The sequence below is a fragment of the Oerskovia gallyi genome, from assembly GCF_014836745.1.
In the GTDB taxonomy this organism is placed as follows: Bacteria; Actinomycetota; Actinomycetes; order Actinomycetales; family Cellulomonadaceae; genus Oerskovia; species Oerskovia paurometabola.
In genome coordinates this window covers 46475-64006 of sequence record NZ_JACSQE010000013.1, presented here as the reverse complement: position 1 = coordinate 64006, position 17532 = coordinate 46475, and the positions used below count along the sequence as shown (strand labels likewise).

At 72.0% G+C, this 17532-nt stretch carries 15 protein-coding genes; 3 read left to right on the top strand and 12 right to left on the bottom strand.

Going from position 1 to position 17532, the window contains the following annotated elements:
* Position 1: 1 nt before the first annotated feature.
* From H9640_RS15620 to H9640_RS15570, 11 genes are all read right to left on the bottom strand, one after another.
* On the bottom strand, positions 2–1111 hold the full coding sequence (locus H9640_RS15620; RefSeq protein ID WP_225227319.1) for an ABC transporter permease subunit: 1110 nt from the start codon (positions 1109–1111) through the stop codon (positions 2–4).
* Positions 1108–2250: an ABC transporter permease gene (locus H9640_RS15615; protein ID WP_191791702.1), complete on the bottom strand. Its 1143-nt coding sequence runs from the start codon at positions 2248–2250 to the stop codon at positions 1108–1110. Before H9640_RS15615 ends, H9640_RS15620 begins: the two co-directional genes overlap by 4 nt.
* On the bottom strand, positions 2247–3785 hold the full coding sequence (locus H9640_RS15610) for a sugar ABC transporter ATP-binding protein (RefSeq protein WP_191791701.1): 1539 nt from the start codon (positions 3783–3785) through the stop codon (positions 2247–2249). The genes H9640_RS15615 and H9640_RS15610 overlap by 4 nt, the downstream gene beginning before the upstream one ends.
* A gap of 145 nt (positions 3786–3930) precedes the next feature.
* A complete protein-coding gene (locus H9640_RS15605; protein WP_191791700.1) occupies positions 3931–4920 on the bottom strand; it encodes an ABC transporter substrate-binding protein in 990 nt (329 codons plus the stop codon).
* A gap of 205 nt (positions 4921–5125) precedes the next feature.
* On the bottom strand, positions 5126–6634 hold the full coding sequence (gene araA / locus H9640_RS15600; RefSeq protein WP_191791699.1) for an L-arabinose isomerase: 1509 nt from the start codon (positions 6632–6634) through the stop codon (positions 5126–5128).
* Positions 6635–6699: 65 nt separating this feature from the next.
* Positions 6700–7413 (bottom strand): L-ribulose-5-phosphate 4-epimerase, encoded by a 714-nt coding sequence (locus H9640_RS15595; protein WP_191791698.1) that lies wholly within the window; start codon positions 7411–7413, stop codon positions 6700–6702.
* Positions 7410–9164: a ribulokinase gene (gene araB / locus H9640_RS15590; protein ID WP_318243800.1), complete on the bottom strand. Its 1755-nt coding sequence runs from the start codon at positions 9162–9164 to the stop codon at positions 7410–7412. Before araB ends, H9640_RS15595 begins: the two co-directional genes overlap by 4 nt.
* Positions 9165–9311: 147 nt before the next feature.
* Positions 9312–10361: a LacI family DNA-binding transcriptional regulator gene (locus H9640_RS15585; protein WP_191791765.1), complete on the bottom strand. Its 1050-nt coding sequence runs from the start codon at positions 10359–10361 to the stop codon at positions 9312–9314.
* Positions 10362–10393: 32 nt separating this feature from the next.
* On the bottom strand, positions 10394–11260 hold the full coding sequence (gene proC, locus H9640_RS15580) for a pyrroline-5-carboxylate reductase (protein WP_191791696.1): 867 nt from the start codon (positions 11258–11260) through the stop codon (positions 10394–10396).
* A 117-nt stretch (positions 11261–11377) separates the two neighbouring features.
* On the bottom strand, positions 11378–12076 hold the full coding sequence (locus H9640_RS15575) for a hypothetical protein (protein WP_191791695.1): 699 nt from the start codon (positions 12074–12076) through the stop codon (positions 11378–11380).
* A gap of 87 nt (positions 12077–12163) precedes the next feature.
* Positions 12164–12694 (bottom strand): potassium channel family protein, encoded by a 531-nt coding sequence (locus H9640_RS15570; RefSeq protein ID WP_191791694.1) that lies wholly within the window; start codon positions 12692–12694, stop codon positions 12164–12166.
* Between the two features lie 151 nt (positions 12695–12845).
* On the opposite strand from H9640_RS15570, the gene radA reads away from it, so the two are divergent.
* Positions 12846–14330 carry a DNA repair protein RadA gene (gene radA / locus H9640_RS15565; RefSeq protein ID WP_191791693.1) on the top strand — a complete coding sequence of 495 codons (1485 nt, stop codon included), beginning with the start codon at positions 12846–12848 and terminating at the stop codon, positions 14328–14330.
* A gap of 116 nt (positions 14331–14446) precedes the next feature.
* Complete coding sequence (gene disA / locus H9640_RS15560) at positions 14447–15502, top strand: DNA integrity scanning diadenylate cyclase DisA (protein WP_191791764.1); 1056 nt, start codon at positions 14447–14449, stop codon at positions 15500–15502.
* 68 nt (positions 15503–15570) lie between these two features.
* Here disA and H9640_RS15555 read toward each other — a convergent pair whose 3' ends face one another.
* Positions 15571–16401 carry a hypothetical protein gene (locus H9640_RS15555; protein ID WP_191791692.1) on the bottom strand — a complete coding sequence of 277 codons (831 nt, stop codon included), beginning with the start codon at positions 16399–16401 and terminating at the stop codon, positions 15571–15573.
* Positions 16402–16548: 147 nt separating this feature from the next.
* Here H9640_RS15555 and H9640_RS15550 point away from each other — a divergent pair, with 147 nt between their 5' ends.
* Positions 16549–17520: an A/G-specific adenine glycosylase gene (locus H9640_RS15550; RefSeq protein WP_191791691.1), complete on the top strand. Its 972-nt coding sequence runs from the start codon at positions 16549–16551 to the stop codon at positions 17518–17520.
* Positions 17521–17532: the final 12 nt, after the last annotated feature.

Here is a 17532-nt window from a genome sequence, read left to right as displayed (position 1 = left end):
GCTAGGTGGCGGCCCCCCGTCCCTGACGGAACGTCATGGCCCGCTGCAGCAGGACGAACGCGAGCAGGACCACGCCGATGAAGACCTTGGTCCACCAGGAGTCCAGGCCCTCGCGGGCGATGAGCACCTGGATCAGCCCGTAGACGAGCACGCCCGCGACCGACCCCAGGACGAACCCGCCGCCGCCCGTCAGGAGCGCGCCACCGATCACGACCGCCGCGATCGCGTCGAGCTCCATGCCGATGCCCGTGAGGTTGAAGCCCGACTTGGTGTAGAGGGCGAACAGGATGCCCGCGATCCCGGCACACGTGCCGCTGATCACGTAGACCCACACCTTGGTCGAGCTGCCCTTGAGACCCATGAGGTTCACGGCCGTGCCGTTGTCACCCGTGCCCAGCCCGTAGACCGTGCGGCCGAAGCGCGTGTAGTGCAGCAGGTAGATCGCGATCAGCAGGACCACGAACGCGACGACCATGCTCAGGTTGATGCTCCAGGCCTCACGACCCTCGCCGAACTTGATCTTCCACGAGGCCAGGGCCGCAAAGCCCTCGTCCTTGATCGCGAGCGACTGGACGCTCACGACGTTGGCCAGGCCGCGCGCGAGGAACATCGCGGCGAGCGAGGCGATGAAGGGTTGTATGTCGAAGTACTGGACCATCACGCCGATCAGCAGGCCGAACGTCGTGCCGATCAGCACGCCCAGGATCAGGACCACGGGGAGCGGCGCTCCCGCGATCAGGAGCTTGGCAACGACCAGGCCGACGAGGGCGACCACGGCACCGACCGACAGGTCGATCCCACCCGTGATGATCACGAACGTCATGCCGATCGCCAGGACGATCAGGTACGAGTTGTCGACGAGCAGGTTGGAGAAGAGCCGCATGCTCAGGAAGTCGCGGCGGTCCGTGCTGTAACGGACCTGCCCCACGATCAGGATGACCGCGAGGGCCACGAGCGTGCCCGTGACGGGCAGGAGCCGGCGGTCCGAGAGCCTGCGGACCACGGGGTTGGTCATGAGGCGGGCGACGAAGCCCGTGTCGTGGCCTCCGCGCGGCCCCTTGCCCTCCTGGGGATTCTTGGACGCCCGGGGCGCCGTCTGGACGGTGCTCATGCTGCGACCCCCTTCACACTCGTCGTCGCCGTGCCCGCGCCCAGGGTGGGTCGCTTCCTCGGTCGTCGGGACGTGAGGAGCGAGCGCAGACGCTCGGACGCCGCGATGCACACGACGATCAGCACGAGCGCCTTGAACAGCGGCGTGATCTGCGAGCTGATGTGGAAGATGACCACGGCCCGCTCGAGCGTCGACAGGAGCAGCGCCCCGACGACCACGCCCGCGAGGCTGAACTTGCCGCCGTCGAGCTTGGTGCCGCCCAGGACGACGACCATGATCGCGTCGAGCTCCTTCATGAGGCCGATGTTGTTGGCGTCGGCCGCCATCGTCGGCGCGCCGTAGACGATCCCCGCGAGCCCGGCCAGGAGGCCGCACAGCAGGTAGACGAACCACGTGATGTTGCGCGACTGGACGCCCGCGAGGCGGCTGGCCTCGCGGTTGATGCCGATGGACTCGACCAGCATGCCGAGGGCCGTCCGACGCACCAGCAGCGCGACCAGGGCGAACACGACCGCGGCGATGACCACGGGGGTCGGGATGCCCAGGACGAAGCCCGAGCCGATCGACTTGAAGGGCGGGCTCGTGGTCGTGGTGATCTGGCCCTTGGTGATGAGCATCGCGATGCCCCGACCCGCGACCATGAGGATCATGGTCGCGATGAACGGCTGGATGCCCAGGACCGTGACCAGGAAGCCGTTGAACGCACCGATCACCGCGGCGACCAGGAGGCCGATCGCGACCGCGGTCAGGGCCGTGCCGACCGTCCCACCCGTGCCGCTCGCGTCGATGTAGGTCAGCGACACCGCGAGCGAGATCGCCATGACGGCGCCCACCGAGAGGTCGATACCGCCCGTCGCGATCACGAGGCACATGCCGATGCCGAGCAGGAGCGGGGTCGCGCTCGCCCGCATGATGTCGATCAGCTGGCCGAACAGGTGGCCGTCCATGATCGTCACGTCGAGGAAACCGGGGCTGCGCAGGCCGCACGCGAGGAGCATGACGACGAGCGCGACGACAGGCCAGAACAGGTGGTGGTGCGTCACGCGGCGCAGCGCGCCCTGGGCGCCCCGCGGTGCGGGACCGCCGGACACGGGCGGCGACGCCGACGGCGTCGTCGGAGTCGTGGTGGTCGTGCTCATGATGCGCTCCCGCTCGCTGCGATCGTCTCGAGGATCGTGGTGGACGTGACGTCCGGGCCGTTGGTGATCTCGCCGATCTTCTGGCGGTCACGCATGACGACGACGCGCTGGCTCAGGCGCAGCACCTCGTCGAGCTCGGACGAGATGAAGACCACGCCCATCCCGTCACCTGCCAGCTCGGCGACGAGCCGCTGGATCTCGGCCTTGGCCCCCACGTCGATGCCACGCGTGGGCTCGTCGAGGATGATGAGGCGCGGTGCGGTCGCGAGCCAGCGGGCCAGGAGTACCTTCTGCTGGTTGCCGCCCGACAAGTTCTTGATGAGCATGTTCGGGTTCGCCGGGTAGACGTTGAGCGCCTTCATGTAGCGGTCGACGACCGCGTCCAGCTCCTTGGCCGGGATGGGGCGCCACGGCCCGCGGCTCGCCTGCATCGCGAGGGCGATGTTCTCGCGGACCGTGAGGTCACCGATGATGCCCTCCTTCTTGCGGTCCTCCGAGGAGAACGCGACGCCTCGCTTGATCGAGGTCAGGGGGGCCGCGCCTCGCGTCGCGCCGTCGAAGGTCAGCTTTCCGCTGCCCGCCCTGTCGGCGCCGTAGAGGAGGCGGGCGACCTCCGTGCGGCCCGAGCCGAGCAGGCCCGCGACGCCGACGATCTCGCCCGCGTGCACGTCGAGGTCGAACGGTTCGACCGAGCCGTCGCGTCCCAGCGCGACGGCCCGGAGCAGAGGCTCCTCGTCGTGCTCGGAGGCGACGCGGTGCGCGCGCTCCTCGACGTCGGCCAGGGCCTCACCGGACCTGCCGATCATCGCGGAGATGAGCTCCATGCGCGGAAGCTCCTTCGTGAGGTGCTCGGAGATGAGGCGTCCGTTGCGCAGGATCGTCAGGCGGTCGGTGATCTCGTAGATCTGGTCGAGGAAGTGCGACACGAAGAGGATCGCGACGCCCTTGTCCCGCAGCGAGCGGATCACGTCGAAGAGCTCGGCGACCTCGGCCTTGTCGAGGCTCGAGGTGGGCTCGTCGAGGATCAGGACCTTCGCGTCGACGACCATGGCCCGCGCGATCGCGCAGAGCTGCTGCACGGCGATCGAGTGGGAGGACAGAGCCGACAAGGGGTCGATGTCCAGGTTGAGGAGGGCGAGGTGCTCGCGGGCCTTGCGGCGCGTCGCGGGCCAGTTGATGAAGGGACCGAACCGGATCTCGTGCCCGAGCATGATGTTCTCGGCGACCGAGAGGTTCGAGCAGAGGTTGACCTCCTGGTACACGGTGCTGATGCCCGCGTCCTGGGAGTCGCGGGTCCGCGTGAACCGGTGCTCGGCACCCGAGACCACGATGCGGCCCGCGTCGATCTGGTAGACCCCCGTGAGGGCCTTGATGAGGGTGGACTTGCCGGCGCCGTTCTCACCCATGAGGGCGTGGACCTCGCCGGGGCGGAGGGTGAGGTCGACGCCGTCGAGAGCCTTGACGCCCGGGAACTCGATGGTGATCCCGGTCATCTCCACCACGGGCGCCGCGTACGCGGCGGTCGTCGTTGACATGTGTTCTTCCGTCCTGGGGAAGGGGATGGAGCTCAGGCACCGGCCGGCAGGGACGAGGGCTCGTCCCTGCCGCGCGGTGTGTGCGCCCGCCCCGGTCGCCGCGCCGAGGAGGGCGGCGACCGGGCGGGCCGTCAGGTGCTGCGCGTCAGAACGAGCGGGCGTCGATGACGTCCTGCGTGATGGTCTGGTCGAACGCCTGGTCGACGACGATGGTCTCCTTCTCCACGTCCTCGCCGGCCGCGACCTGCTTGATGAGCTCGAGGAGCTGGTCGCCGAAGGCCGGGTTGCACTCGACCACGAAGTTGAACTTGCCGTCGAGGAGAGCGGTCAGGCCGTCCTTGACCCCGTCGACCGTGACGATCTGGATGTCCTTGCCCGGGACCTTGCCCGCGGCCTCGATGGCCTCGATGGCGCCGAGGCCCATGTCGTCGTTGTGGGCGAAGATGAGGTTCATGTCGGGGTATGCCTGGAGTGCTGCCTCGGTGGCCGCCTTGCCCTCGGCGCGCGTGAAGTTGCCGGTCGCCTCGCCGACGATCTGGTCCTCGACGACCGAGCGGAAGCCTTCCTGACGGTTGGTCTGGGCGCCCGAGCCCATGGTGCCCTGGAGCTCGAAGACCTTGGCGTCGGGTGCGTTCTCCGCGACCCACTCGCCCGCGGTGACTCCCTCTGCCGTGAAGTCGGCGCCGATCCAGGTGACGAACGGGTCCTCGACCGTGGTGTCGACCGTGCGGTCCACGAGGACGACGGGGATCTCGGCGTCCTTGATCTCCTGGAGGACCTCGTCCCATCCGGTCTCGATGACCGGGGAGAACGCGATGACGTCGACGTCCTGGTCGATGAAGTCGCGGAGGGCCTTGATCTGGTTCTCCTGCTTCTGCTGCGCGTCGACGAACGTCAGGTCGATGCCGTTCTCGGCCGTGAGGTTGGCCTTGACCGACTCGGTGTTGGCGGTGCGCCAGCCGCTCTCCGCGCCGAGCTGGGAGAAGCCGACGCGGATGTTCTCGCCGCCTCCGCCCGCTCCGGCGGTGCCGTCGGCCGAGTCGGTGCTGCCGCCGCTGCAGGCCGCGAGCGCGAGGACCGCTGCGCCTGCGAGGATCCCGGTGAACCGCACGCGTGCCGTGGTCTTGTTGAACATGATCTCCTCCTTGAGATGTCCCGCTGCGCCCGCCGTGGGCGTCGAACGGTTCTTGCGGGCCTGAGCCCTGTCAGTCGATGGGATGGTCGGTCGTGCGTGGTGAGCGCTCACACGAGCGCTCGGCCTACCGGGGCTACCGGGCGGTAAGTGTTCCCCATCGCCCGGGTCCCCCCGCACTGCGTCCGGTCTACGAGCAGGTCCGTCCTCAGAAGCCCTGCGCGAGCCGGTAGTACGCCTGGTTCCATCGCAGCTCTCGCGCGAAGGACCGGGTGGTCGTGGACTCGTCGATCACGGCGAGCTCCGTGCCGGCGATCTGGGCGAAGTCCTCGAAAGCCTCGAGCCCCAGGGCCGTGGTCATGACGGTGTGGTGCGCGCCTCCCGCGGTGAGCCACGCCTCGGCCGAGACCGCGAAGCTCGGCGCGGGCTCCCACAGGGCACGTGCCACGGGCAGCCTGGGCAGGTCGTGCTCCGGCGCCACGACCTCGATCACGTTGGCCACGAGGCGGAACCGCTCGCGCATGTCGCTCAGGGCGACGACGAGAGCGGGACCCGCGTCGGTGTCGAACACGAGCCGCACGGGGTCCTCGCGGCCCCCGATCCCCAGCGCGTGCACCTCGAGGCGGGGCCGCGCCGTCGTGAGGCTCGGGCAGACCTCGAGCATGTGCGCCCCGAGGATCCGCTCGGCACCGGGCACCATGTCGTAGGTGTAGTCCTCCATGAGCGAGGCCCCGCCGGGCAGCCCGTGGCCCATGACCTTCGCGGCGCGAACGAGCAGCGCGGTCTTCCAGTCCCCCTCCGCGCCGAACCCGTAGCCGTCAGCCATGAGGCGCTGGACGGCGAGCCCAGGGAGCTGGCGCAGCCCACCCAGGTCCTCGAAGTTCGTCGTGAAGGCGCCGAACCCGCCCTCCTCGAGGAAGGAGCGCAGCCCCAGCTCGATGCGTGCCCCGTAGCGCAGCGACGCGTGCCTCTCCGCACCGGGGAGCAGCTCGGGGGCCACGTCGTACATCCCGACGTACTCCTTGACGAGGATGTCGACGTCGCTCTCGTCGACCGCGTCGACCCGTTCGACGAGGTCGTTGACGCCCCACGTGTTGACGGAGACGCCGAACCGGACCTCGGCCTCGGTCTTGTCGCCCTCGGTCACGGCCACGCCGCGCATGTTGTCGCCGAACCGGGCGAGCCGCAGCGAGCCCACCTCGGCCCAGGCCGTCGCGGCGCGCGCCCAGGTCCCGATCCTCGCGGTGACGTCCGGGTTGCTCACGTGACCCACGACGGTCTTGCGCGAGACTCCGAGCCGCGACTGGATGTACCCGAACTCGCGGTCGCCGTGGGCGGCCTGGTTGAGGTTCATGAAGTCCATGTCGATGTCGGACCACGGCAGCTCGACGTTGGCCTGCGTGTGCAGGTGGAGCAGCGGGGTGCCGAGGGCCTCGAGCCCGCGGATCCACATCTTCGCCGGGGAGAACGTGTGCATCCACACGACGAGCCCCACGCACGCGTCGTCCGCGTTGGCGTCGAGCGCGGCCCGTCGGATCGCGTCCGAGTCCTTGAGCACGGGCTTCCAGACGATGCGGACCGGGACGTCGCTCGACGCGTCGATCGCCGCCGCGATCTCCTGGGACTGCGCTGCGACCTGGCGGAGGGTCTCCTCGCCGTAGAGATCCTGGCTCCCGGTCAGGAACCAGATCTCCCTGGTGTCGAAGGGGTTCTTCATGTGCGTCGTTTCCTCACTGAAATAGCACGCGGTGGTTCTGGTCGTGGGGTGGGCGGGGCCCGGGGTCAACCGCCCGCGGGCGCCTGGCCGTACACGTTCTGGTAGCGGTCGTGGAGCGAGTCGACGTCGCCCTGCGCGATGGGCAGCGGCTCGCCGAGCTGGCGCGCGACGTGCACGGTCCGCGCGACCTCCTCGCACATCACGGCGGCCTTGACCGCGCCGCGCGCGTCCTTGCCGATCGTGAAGGGGCCGTGGTTGCGCATCAGGACGGCGGGGCTCCGCGAGGTGCGGAGCGTGTCGACGATGCCTTTGCCGATCGAGTCGTCGCCGATCAGCGCGAAGGGTCCTACGGGGATCTCGCCGCCGAACTCGTCGGCCATCATCGTCAGGACGCACGGCACGGGCTCGGCGCGCGCGGCCCAGGCGGTCGCGTACGTCGAGTGCGTGTGCACGACCCCCCCGACGTGCGACATGTGCCGGTAGACGTACGCGTGCGCCGCGGTGTCCGACGACGGTGCGCGCGTCCCCTCGACCAGGTTCCCGTCGAGGTCGCACACGACCATCGACCCGGGAGTCAGGTCGTCGTACGCGACGCCGGACGGCTTGATGACGAACAGGTCGGCACCCTCGACGCGCTCGGAGACGTTCCCTGCGGTCCAGACGACGAGCTCGTAGCGGGTCAGCTCGCGGTGCAGGGCCGCGACCCGCTCGCGCGAGGCCTCGACCGCCGCGCGGACCGCGGGGGCGAGCTCCGCCGTCGCGCTGGTGGTGGCGCTCATGCGGGGACCCCCTCGAGAGCGACGCCCCGCGTGCCGGTACCCGACGGCGCCACGCCCGCGCGCAGCGAGCGCGCCTCGCGGCGGATCGCCTTGAGGCGGTGCATGACCGGGTCGGCACCGGGGGTCTCGAGCCGTCCGAAGTGGTCGTGCAGCCCGGAGTAGAGCGCGAACAGCTCGTCGTAGCGCACCGCGTTCTCCTCGATCGGGAGGTAGGCCGCGACCGTGCGCCGTCCCATGACCTGGGCGGCGGCGCGCACGTCGGGGTAGGCGCCCGCGGCGACGGCCGCGTGGATCGCCGACCCGAGCGCCGGCCCCTGCTCGGAGTCGATCGTGCTGAGCGGCAGTCGCGTCACGTCCGCGTAGATCTGCATGAGCAGGCGGTTCTTAAGCAGCCCGCCCGCGACGACCAGCTCGACGACCGGGACGCCGGCGCGCTGGAACTCCTCGACGATGGTCCGGGTCCCGAACGCCGTGGCCTCCAGGAGCGCGCGGTAGGTGTCCTCAGGTCGGGTCGCGAGCGTCTGCCCGACGAGCAGGCCCGACAGCTCGTGGTCGACCAGGACCGAACGGTTGCCCGAGTGCCAGTCGAGCGCGACGAGGCCGTGCTCGCCGATCTCCTGGCCGGCCGCGAGATCGGTGAGGTACTCGTGCACCGACTGGTCACGGTCCGCCGCCGCCTGCGCGTACGAGCCGGGGACCGCGGTGTCGACGAACCAGCCGAAGATGTCCCCGACGCCGCTCTGCCCCGCCTCGTAGCCCCACAGGCCCGAGACGATCCCGCCGTCGACGACCCCGCACATGCCGGGCACCTCGCGCAGCTCTTCGCCGTTCATGACGTGGCACGTGGACGTGCCCATGATCGCGGTCATCTGCCCGGGCTCGACGGCCTGCGCGGCCGGAGCCGTGACGTGCGCGTCGACGTTGCCGACCGCGACCGCGATGCCCTCGGGCAGTCCGGTCCAGGCCGCCGCCTTGGCCGTGAGCGTGCCCGCGACCTCGCCGAGCCGACCGATCGTGTGCTCGAGCTTGTCGGCCACGAACCCCGCGAACTCGGGGTTGAGCGCCTCGAGGAACTCGGTCGAGGGGTAGCGGCCGTCCTGGTAGATGCCCTTGTAGCCTGCGGTGCACGCGTTGCGCACATAGACGCCGCCGAGCTGCCACACGATCCAGTCGGCGGCCTCGACCCAGTGGTCGGTCGCGGCGTAGACCTCGGGGTCCTCCTCGAGGAGCTGGAGCCCCTTGGCGAACTCCCACTCCGACGAGATCAGGCCGCCGTAGCGTGAGATCCACTGCTCGCCACGCTCGTGCGCCAGGATGTTGATGCGGTCGGCCTGTGCCTGGGCCGCGTGGTGCTTCCACAGCTTGACGTAGGCGTGGGGACGGTCCGCGAACCGCTCGAGCTCGCACAGCGGGGTCCCGTCGGCGGTCGTGGGGACCATGGTGCAGGCCGTGAAGTCGGTCGCGATGCCGATCACGTCGACGGGATCGACCCCCGCCGCGACCAGCGCGGCCGGGACGGCGGTGCGCAGGACGTCGACGTAGTCGGAGGGCACCTGCAGGGCCCACTCGGGCGGGAGGGGCAGGCCGGCGGTGCCCTCGAAGGGTCCTGCGACGAGCGCGGTGTCCATGACGGCGTGGGAGTACTCGTGCACCCCGCTGCCCATCTCGGCCCCGTCGCTCACGCGCACCACGACCGCTCGTCCCGAGAGCGTCCCGTAGTCGACGCCGATCACGTACGAGGGGGGCTGCACTGCCTGCTCCACCGCCATTGGTGTGTCTCCAGTCGTTCTCCCTTGCGACCTCGCAAGGATGTGAGCGCTAACTTAGTGCCGAACGAGACAATTGTTAGCGCTCACATCCGAACGTGTCAAGAACCTGCCCGGTCCGAGACCGGACCGTTATGCAGAGGCCGCTCCCGTCAGGGCAGGCCCCGAGCTCGACCGCACCACGAGGATCGGGGGGATCTGCGTCGACTCGGGCGTCACACCCGCGAAGGCGTCGAGCAGCAGCGCCATGCACCGGCGTCCCAGCTCGGCGAAGGGCTGGCGGACCGTCGTGAGCGGCGGGATGAAGTGCGCCGCCCCCTCGACGTCGTCGAACCCCACGACCGACACGTCGCGCGGCACCACGACCCCCGCCTCCCAGAACGCTTGCAGGACACCGAGAGCCAGGTGATCGTTCCCCGCGAAGACCGCGCTCGGCCCGTCCCCGGCCAGGACACGCCCGGCCAGGCCCCGCCCGACCTCGTACCCTGCGTCTGACGACCACGTGCACCGGATCATCTCCCGCTCCTCCTCCGGGACCGCCCGCGCAGCGAGGGCGTCGTTCCAGCCCGTGGCCCGCTCGCGCGCGTCGAACCAGTCGAGAGGGCCACTGAGGTGCACGACCGTGCGGTGCCCCATGTCCAGCAGGTGCTCGGTGGCCAGTCGCGCTCCGAGGCGCTGATCCACCGCGATGGGCAGGATGCTCGCTGCACCGACCCGATCCTCGACGGTCGACACCTCCCCCGGCTCGCGCGCCGCGATGAGGATGACGGGCACCGGCGCGCGGAACGAGTCCACCGCGGCGGCGACGTCGGTCTGGGGCGCGATGACGACGATCCCCTCGACCCCCTGCGCCATGAAGTGCTCGAGGACCGTGTGCATGGTCGTGGCGTCGTAGCTGCGGATCGTCGCGACCGACACGAAGTAGCCCTCCTCGCGCGCCGCGCCCTCGACCGCGATGAGCGTGCTCGTCGGCCCGTACAGCGCCGAGCCCGTCGTCACGACGCCGATCGTCCCCGAGCGCGCCGTGGCAAGCGCGCGCGCCGCGCTGTTGCGCCGGTAGCCGAGCGTCGCGATCGCGTCCATGACCCGATCGCGGGTCTGCGGCCGCACGCTCGGGTGGTCGTTGAGGACCCGGGACACCGTCTGGTGCGAGACCCCGGCGAGCTCCGCGACGTCGGACATCGCCGGGGGCCGAGCACGCCCCGGCTCTCCGGTCACGACCGTTCCTCGAGGGCCGCAGCCAGCTCCTGGGACCGGTCGCGCGCCGCCTCGAGCGCGGACAGGAACGAGGCCCGGACCCCGCCCTCGTCGAGCGCCCGTAGGGCCGCGACCGTGGTCCCGCCGGGCGAGGAGACCTTCTCGCGCAGGATCACGGGGTGCTCGCCCGTCTCGTCGAGCATCCTGGCCGAGCCCAGCACGGTCGCCGTCGCGAGCTCGAGCGCCACGGACCGTGTCAGGCCGAGCAGCACGCCGGCCTCGGCGAGCGCGTCCACGACGTAGAAGACGTAGGCGGGCCCGGAGCCCGACAGCGCACCGACCGCGTCCTGGTCCTTCTCCGCGACCCGCACCACGAGGCCCGTCTCGCTCAGGAGCCGCTCGACGAGGCGCACGTCGTCCTCGCTCGCCGCCGACCCGCCGCTGACCGCGCTGACCCCGGCGCCGATCACCGACGGCGTGTTGGGCATGACGCGCACGACCGACGTCCCGGCCGGGAGCCTGTCCTCGTAGAAGCGCGCCCGGAGCCCGACGACGACGCTCACCACGACCGCACCCTGGCCCAGGTGCTCCGAGACCTGCGCGAGCAGGGCGGCCACGTCCTTGGGCTTGACGGCGACCACGACCAGCCCCGCGCCGCGCACGGCCTCGGTGTTGTCGGTCGTCGTGGTCACGCCATGACGCTCGCGCAGCTCCTCGCCGCGCTCGGGGCGTCGCACGGTCGCGACCACGTCGGACGCCGACCAGCCGGCGCGCAGCGCCCCCGCGAGAACCGTCTCCCCCATGACACCGGTCCCGAGGACCGCGAGCCGCGGGGTGAGGCCGGCAGGCTCTGCCTGGTGGGTCGTCGTGCTCGAAGTGGACATGGTCGTCTCCTGCTTCCTCGTCGTGCGTCCCGGTCGACCGCTGCGGGCCTGCCGAAGGGGCGAGACCGACGACGAGCACCGGAGGGCCACCGTTCCCTCGGTGCCCCTCGTCGCAGACTAGAGGGGGAACGCCGTGTAGAACGTCTCGATCTCGTCGGCGGGCCCCGTCGCCTGCAGGACGACCGTGCCGTTGCGCCACGTGACCGTCGCCGTCGCAGCCGCGCCGTCGACGGGAGCGACCGGGGTGACCGCGTAGGCGCCGGCAGGTTCACCGTCGACCTCGACGTCCCCCGTCGACGTGGCCGCACCGCCGGCCGCGACGGCCGTCGCGAGCAGCTCGTCGTACGCGGCCGTCGCCTCGTCGTCGGTGCCCCACTGGCCCGCGAGCACCGTGACGCTGGTCGCCCCGTCGCCCTCGGCGTCCGCGTAGGTCAGCTCGTGACCCTCGATCGCCCCCGCGTCGACGTACGCCTCGGTCGGCGCCTCGGAGCGGAGCGCGAACTGGAGCACGCTCGCCGGGAGAGCCTTGGCCAGCTCGGTCGTCGCGGTGCGCTCGACCGGTGCGATCGTCGGGGTCGCGGGCGGCGCGGTCACCGTGACCTCGTCCGGCTCCTCGGCCCCGCCGCTCGCGGCGAACCCGGGCCACACGAAGGCGAGGAGGGCGACGACGGCACCTACCAGAGCGAGCAGGAGGACCAGGGCGACCAGGCGCCGTCGGGCGAAGACGGCCGACGAGCGAGCCCGGTGGTGGCGACTGTCCCGCAACCCCGGCCCGGCCGGGGTGGACTGACGCGGGCGTCCCGTCTGCTGGCTCATTGCACTCTCCTCGTGGCGACGCTGTGACCGCGCCAGACTAGTGCGCACGCGCCCCCGGTCCACGCAGGCCGCGCAGACCCGCGCGGGTCAATTCCCGCCGGGGGGATGCGGATGGTGCAGCTCCGCACGCTCTTTCAGCCGTTGCGTCGCGACCGCGACCAGCACACCGATGACCGCCAGGTCGAACAGGATCTGGACCATCGTGATGACGCGCGCCGCCTGCCCCACCGGATGGACGTCCCCGAACCCGACGGTCCCGAGCGTGACGACCGTGAAGTACAGCGCGTCGGTCCGGGTCTCGATCCCCACGAACTCGGCGTCGCTGTGGATGGCCAGGAGGTAGTAGGCGAGCGAGAAGAACACGATGATCGGGGAGAGGAGCCCGACGACCGACTGGACCCGAACGCTCGGCTCCCGCCCGGCGCGGAGCTGGCGGCGCACCTGGAACCTGATGAGGTAGCAGAGCCCCACGAAGCCGACCGCGAACAGCAGGATCTGCACCCACTCGCGGTCGGAGTCCCCGAGCGGCACGCCGTAGTAGAGGAGCAGGCACGCCGCGAGCGAGCCGAGCGTGGTGATGACGGTCCACCACGGGCTGTCCTTCCGGAGCCTGCGCATGGGTTCATGATGGGCACGCGCCGCGTGCTGCGCCATCGGGACGGCCGGCACGCACCGGCACGCACCACCCGCGCCCCTCGGCCGAGGGACGCGGGTGGTGGGAAGCCGGTGGGAGCGGGGACGTGTGGGTGCCGGCGGCTAGCGTGACCGCGTGACCACATCGACCTCCGCCTCGCGCGCCACCAGCAAGCGCCCGGCAAAGCCCGCCTACCGGTGCAGCGAGTGCGGCTGGACCACCGCCAAGTGGGTCGGTCGCTGCGGCGAGTGCCAGGAGTGGGGCACCGTCACGGAGGAGGCCGCGGCGAGCGCCGGGCCACGCACCGCGGCCGTCGCCCCGACCCGCAACCCGGCGCGTCCCATCGGGGAGATCGACGTCGAGACCGCGCGCGCCACGCCCACGGGCGTCGCCGAGTTCGACCGCGTGCTGGGCGGGGGCCTGGTCCCGGGGGCCGTGGTGCTGCTCGCGGGCGAGCCGGGCGTGGGCAAGTCGACGCTGCTGCTCAAGGTCGCGAGCAACGTCGCGGCGGGCGTGAGCGACAAGGCCACCACCCCGGACGACGCCGGACGTCCCGCGCCCCGGCCCCGCACCGTCCTGTACGTCACGGGCGAGGAGTCCGCCGGGCAGGTCAGGCTGCGCGCCGAGCGCGTCGGGGCGCTGGCCCCGGGGTTGCTGCTCGCGGCCGAGACGGACCTCGCGACCGTGCTCGGGCACATCGAGGCCACCGACCCGGCGCTGCTCGTCGTCGACTCGGTCCAGACGATCGCCTCGGCACAGGTCGACGGCTCGCCCGGAGGCGTGAGCCAGGTCCGCGAGGTCGCCGCAGCGCTCATCGCCGCGGCCAAGGAGCGGGACCTGCCCGTCATCCTCGTGGGGCACGTGACCAAGGACGGGTCGGTCGCCGGACCGCGCACGCTCGAGCACCTCGTCGACGTCGTGTGCCAGTTCGAGGGCGACCGGCACTCGCGACTGCGCCTCGTGCGGGCCGTCAAGAACCGCTACGGGCCGACCGACGAGGTCGGTTGCTTCGACCTCTCGGAGACCGGGATCGTGGGCCTCGCGGACCCCAGCGGGCTCTTCATGTCGCACGCGGGGGCCGGGGCGCCCGGCACGTTCATCACCGTGACGCTCGAGGGGCGCCGCCCCCTCGCGCTCGAGATCCAGTCGCTCGTGGTGCCCAGCTCGCTGACCAACCCACGACGCACCACGAGCGGCGTCGACTCGAGCCGGCTCGCGATGATCCTCGCGGTGATGCACCGGCACGCCGGGGTCCGGCTCGTCGACCAGGACGTGTACGTCTCGACGATCGGCGGTGCCCGCGTCACCGAGCCCGCCGCGGACCTGGCGATCGCGCTCGCGACCTTCTCGGCACGCGAGGACCAGGTGATGCCGCCCGGGACCATCGCGATCGGCGAGGTCGGGCTCGCGGGCGACATCCGCCCGGTCTCGGGCCTGGACCGGCGTCTGGGCGAGGCCGCGCGCCTCGGTTTCACGCGGGCGGTGGTGCCTCGCGGGTCCTCGCCCAAGCCCCCTCCGGGCATGACCGTGCTACCTGCGCAGCACCTCGGCGAGGCCGTCGAGCTCGCCCGGGGTGGCCACCTCCCGCCGCAGCAGGAGCGCACCCGGTTCGACGAGTGAGAACCGTTGCGCCATCGTGACCTGCGGATGTCCCACGGAGGGCGTTTTCCCACCCCTGGGACGGCCCGGCAGCGTAGGATGCCCACGTGGCCAACTCCCCCGTGCACCCTGATGACATGCTCCGGGAGACCCTCGCAGCAGTGGCTCCGGGCACCGAGCTCCGTGACGGCCTCGAGCGCATCCTGCGGGGCCGGACGGGCGCACTGATCGTCCTCGGCCTCGACAAGGTCGTCGAGACCATGTGCTCGGGTGGCTTCGTCCTGGACGTCGGCTTCTCCGCGACCCGTCTGCGCGAGCTCTCCAAGATGGACGGCGCCGTGGTCCTCGACCGGGACGCCAACCGCATCCTGCGCGCCGCGGTCCAGCTCCTGCCGGACGCGACGATCGAGACCACCGAGTCCGGCACGCGTCACCGCACGGCCGAGCGCGTCGCCAAGCAGTGCGGGTTCCCCGTGATCTCGGTGAGCCAGTCCATGCGGATCGTCGCGCTCTACGTGGGCGGCCAGCGCTACGTGCTGGAGGACTCGGACACCATCCTGTCGCGCGCCAACCAGGCCCTCGCGACGCTCGAGCGCTACCGTGCCCGCCTCGACGAGGTCAGCGGCACGCTCTCGGCCCTCGAGATCGAGGACCTCGTCACGGTCCGGGACGTGTGCGCCGTGGTGCAGCGCCTCGAGATGGTCGGCCGCATCTCCGAGGAGATCGCGGGCTACGTCGTCGAGCTCGGCACGGACGGCCGCCTGCTCGCGCTCCAGCTCGACGAGCTCATCGGCGGGATCGGCTCGGACCGCGAGTCCGTCATCCGCGACTACGTCGAGCTCGGCCGCAAGGACCGCTCGCTCGCGGACGTCAAGAACGCGCTCGGAGCCCTCGACTCGACGCAGCTCCTCGACCTCACGCTCATCGGCCGGGTCCTCGACCTCCCCGGCGGCGGAGAGGCTCTCGACGCCGCGGTCGCCCCGCACGGCTACCGGCTCCTGTCCAAGGTCCCCCGCCTGCCCGGCACGATCATCGACCGCCTGGTCTCCCACTTCGGCGGGCTGCAGAAGCTCCTGGCCGCGAGCATCGACGACCTCATGGCCGTGGACGGCGTGGGCGAGCAGCGGGCGCGCGCGGTGCGCGAGGGCCTGTCGCGCCTCGCCGAGTCGAGCATCCTCGAGCGGTACGTCTAGCCCTTCCCGAGCGCACAGCTCGGGCGAGGCCCGAGGCGCCGAGCCGTGAGCGGTCGTTCAGCGAGCCGTCAGCCCTGCGGCGGCGCGTCGCCCGCCGGTGTGCCGGTCCCGTCGTCGGGGGCCGTCGCTCCGCCTGCGGGAGGTTCCGCGCCCTCCGCGGGGGCCTGAGCGGTCCCGTCCGTCGGCGGCTCGCCCTCGGTGGGGGCCTCGCTCGCGGGTGCCTCGGGCGGGGGTGCAGGAGCCACGAGCGTGAACGGCACGGCCGGGCTCGTCAGCCCCTCGGCCTCGTTCGACGCCGCGACGGCGCTGTAGCTCCCCGCCTGTGTCGCGGGCAGACCGGTCGGGCACCCGGGAGCCGAGCGGTCCCTGTTCCACGTGAGGGTCTCGGGCCACACGTCGCCCGGTGCCATGAGCAGGTCCTTCGACGGGGCCGGGCAGTCGGCCGACGACCAGATGCGGTCGGTGCCCGACGTGATCGTGATCTCCTGGACGGCGGACGAGGCGTCGATCAGGCAGGGTCGGGGTCCCACGTGCGTGAGGGTCGTGGTGAAGGAGGGCTGCTCGCCGACCGCGTACTGGGTCTTGGAGACCGTGAGCGAGAGCGTCACGTCCTTGGCCTTGCAGGCCTTGTACCCGGTCGCCGTGACCTCCTGGGGCGCGGGCGGTGCGACCTTGCCCTGCGGTTCGTCGGCGAGCAGGCCCGCCCCGAACGCGATCGCGGCCTTGACCAGCATCACGACTCCGACGACGATCACGGCGAGCAGGACGAGCGCCATGACCCGGCGGACCCGCAGGGTCCTGGACGTGGGTCTGCCCGACGCCGCCGCGCCGGAGCCCGCGGGTCGCCCCTGGCCCGGGGTCGGCCCGGTCGGTGGCCGGGTGCCCTGCGGCGTGCTCACGTGCTGCTCCGTTCGACGGTCGGCGCGGGTGCTTCCTGCGCTGGGGCAACGGTACGTCCCCTCGGGCGCCCTTCCGGCGCTGCCACACCGCGCGACGGTCATCGTGGTGACGACCGGATCGCGCGCGTCGGTGAGAATGGTCGGACAATGTCGCCCTCGTCGCCCTCCCCCGCCACGTCCGCTCCTGCGGCCGCCACCCGCTCGACCGGCCCCCGCACGCCCCTGACGACCCTCGCCGGCCCGGACCCGCACGCGGACCTGCGCGACGCCGTCGGGCGGTGGTTCGTGGCGAACGCCCGCGACCTGCCGTGGCGTCACGACGACTGCTCGCCCTGGGGCGTCCTGGTCAGCGAGGTCATGCTGCAGCAGACGCCCGTGGTGCGGGTCGAGCCCGCGTGGCGCGCCTGGATGGAGCGGTGGCCCGAGCCCGCGGACCTGGCCGCAGCCTCGACGGCCGACGTGCTGCGCGCCTGGGGGCGCCTCGGCTACCCACGCCGGGCGCTGCGCCTGCAGGACTGCGCGCGGGCGGTCGTCGAGCGTCACGCGGGCCGCGTCCCGCAGGACGCCGACGCGCTGCTCGCGCTGCCTGGCGTCGGGGAGTACACGGCCGCGGCCGTCTCGGCCTTCGCGCACGGGCGGCGGGCCGTCGTCGTCGACACGAACGTGCGACGGGTCCTGGCGCGCGCCGTGTCGGGGACGGCGCTTCCCGCACCGTCCTACACCGCGGCCGAGCGCCGGCTCGCGATGCAGGTCGCTCCCGCCGAGGACGCCGACGCCGCGCTGTGGGCCGCGGCCTCGATGGAGCTGGGCGCGCTGGTGTGCACGGCGCGCTCGCCGCGCTGCGAGGCGTGCCCGGTCGCGGACCGCTGCGCGTGGCGCGCCGCGGGCAGCCCGCCGGATGAGCACGGTGCCCGACGCCGGACCCAGGCCTGGGAGGGCACCGACCGGCAGGCGCGGGGCCGGGTCATGGCCGCGCTGCGCGGGGCGGACGGTCCGGTGCACCGCGAGGTGGTCGCGGGGCTGTGGCCCGACGCGGCCCAGCTCGGGCGGTGCGTCGCGAGCCTGGTCGAGGACGGGCTGCTCGAGCAGGACGGCGACGTCTACCGGCTGCCGGCCTGAGGCGCGGCCCGC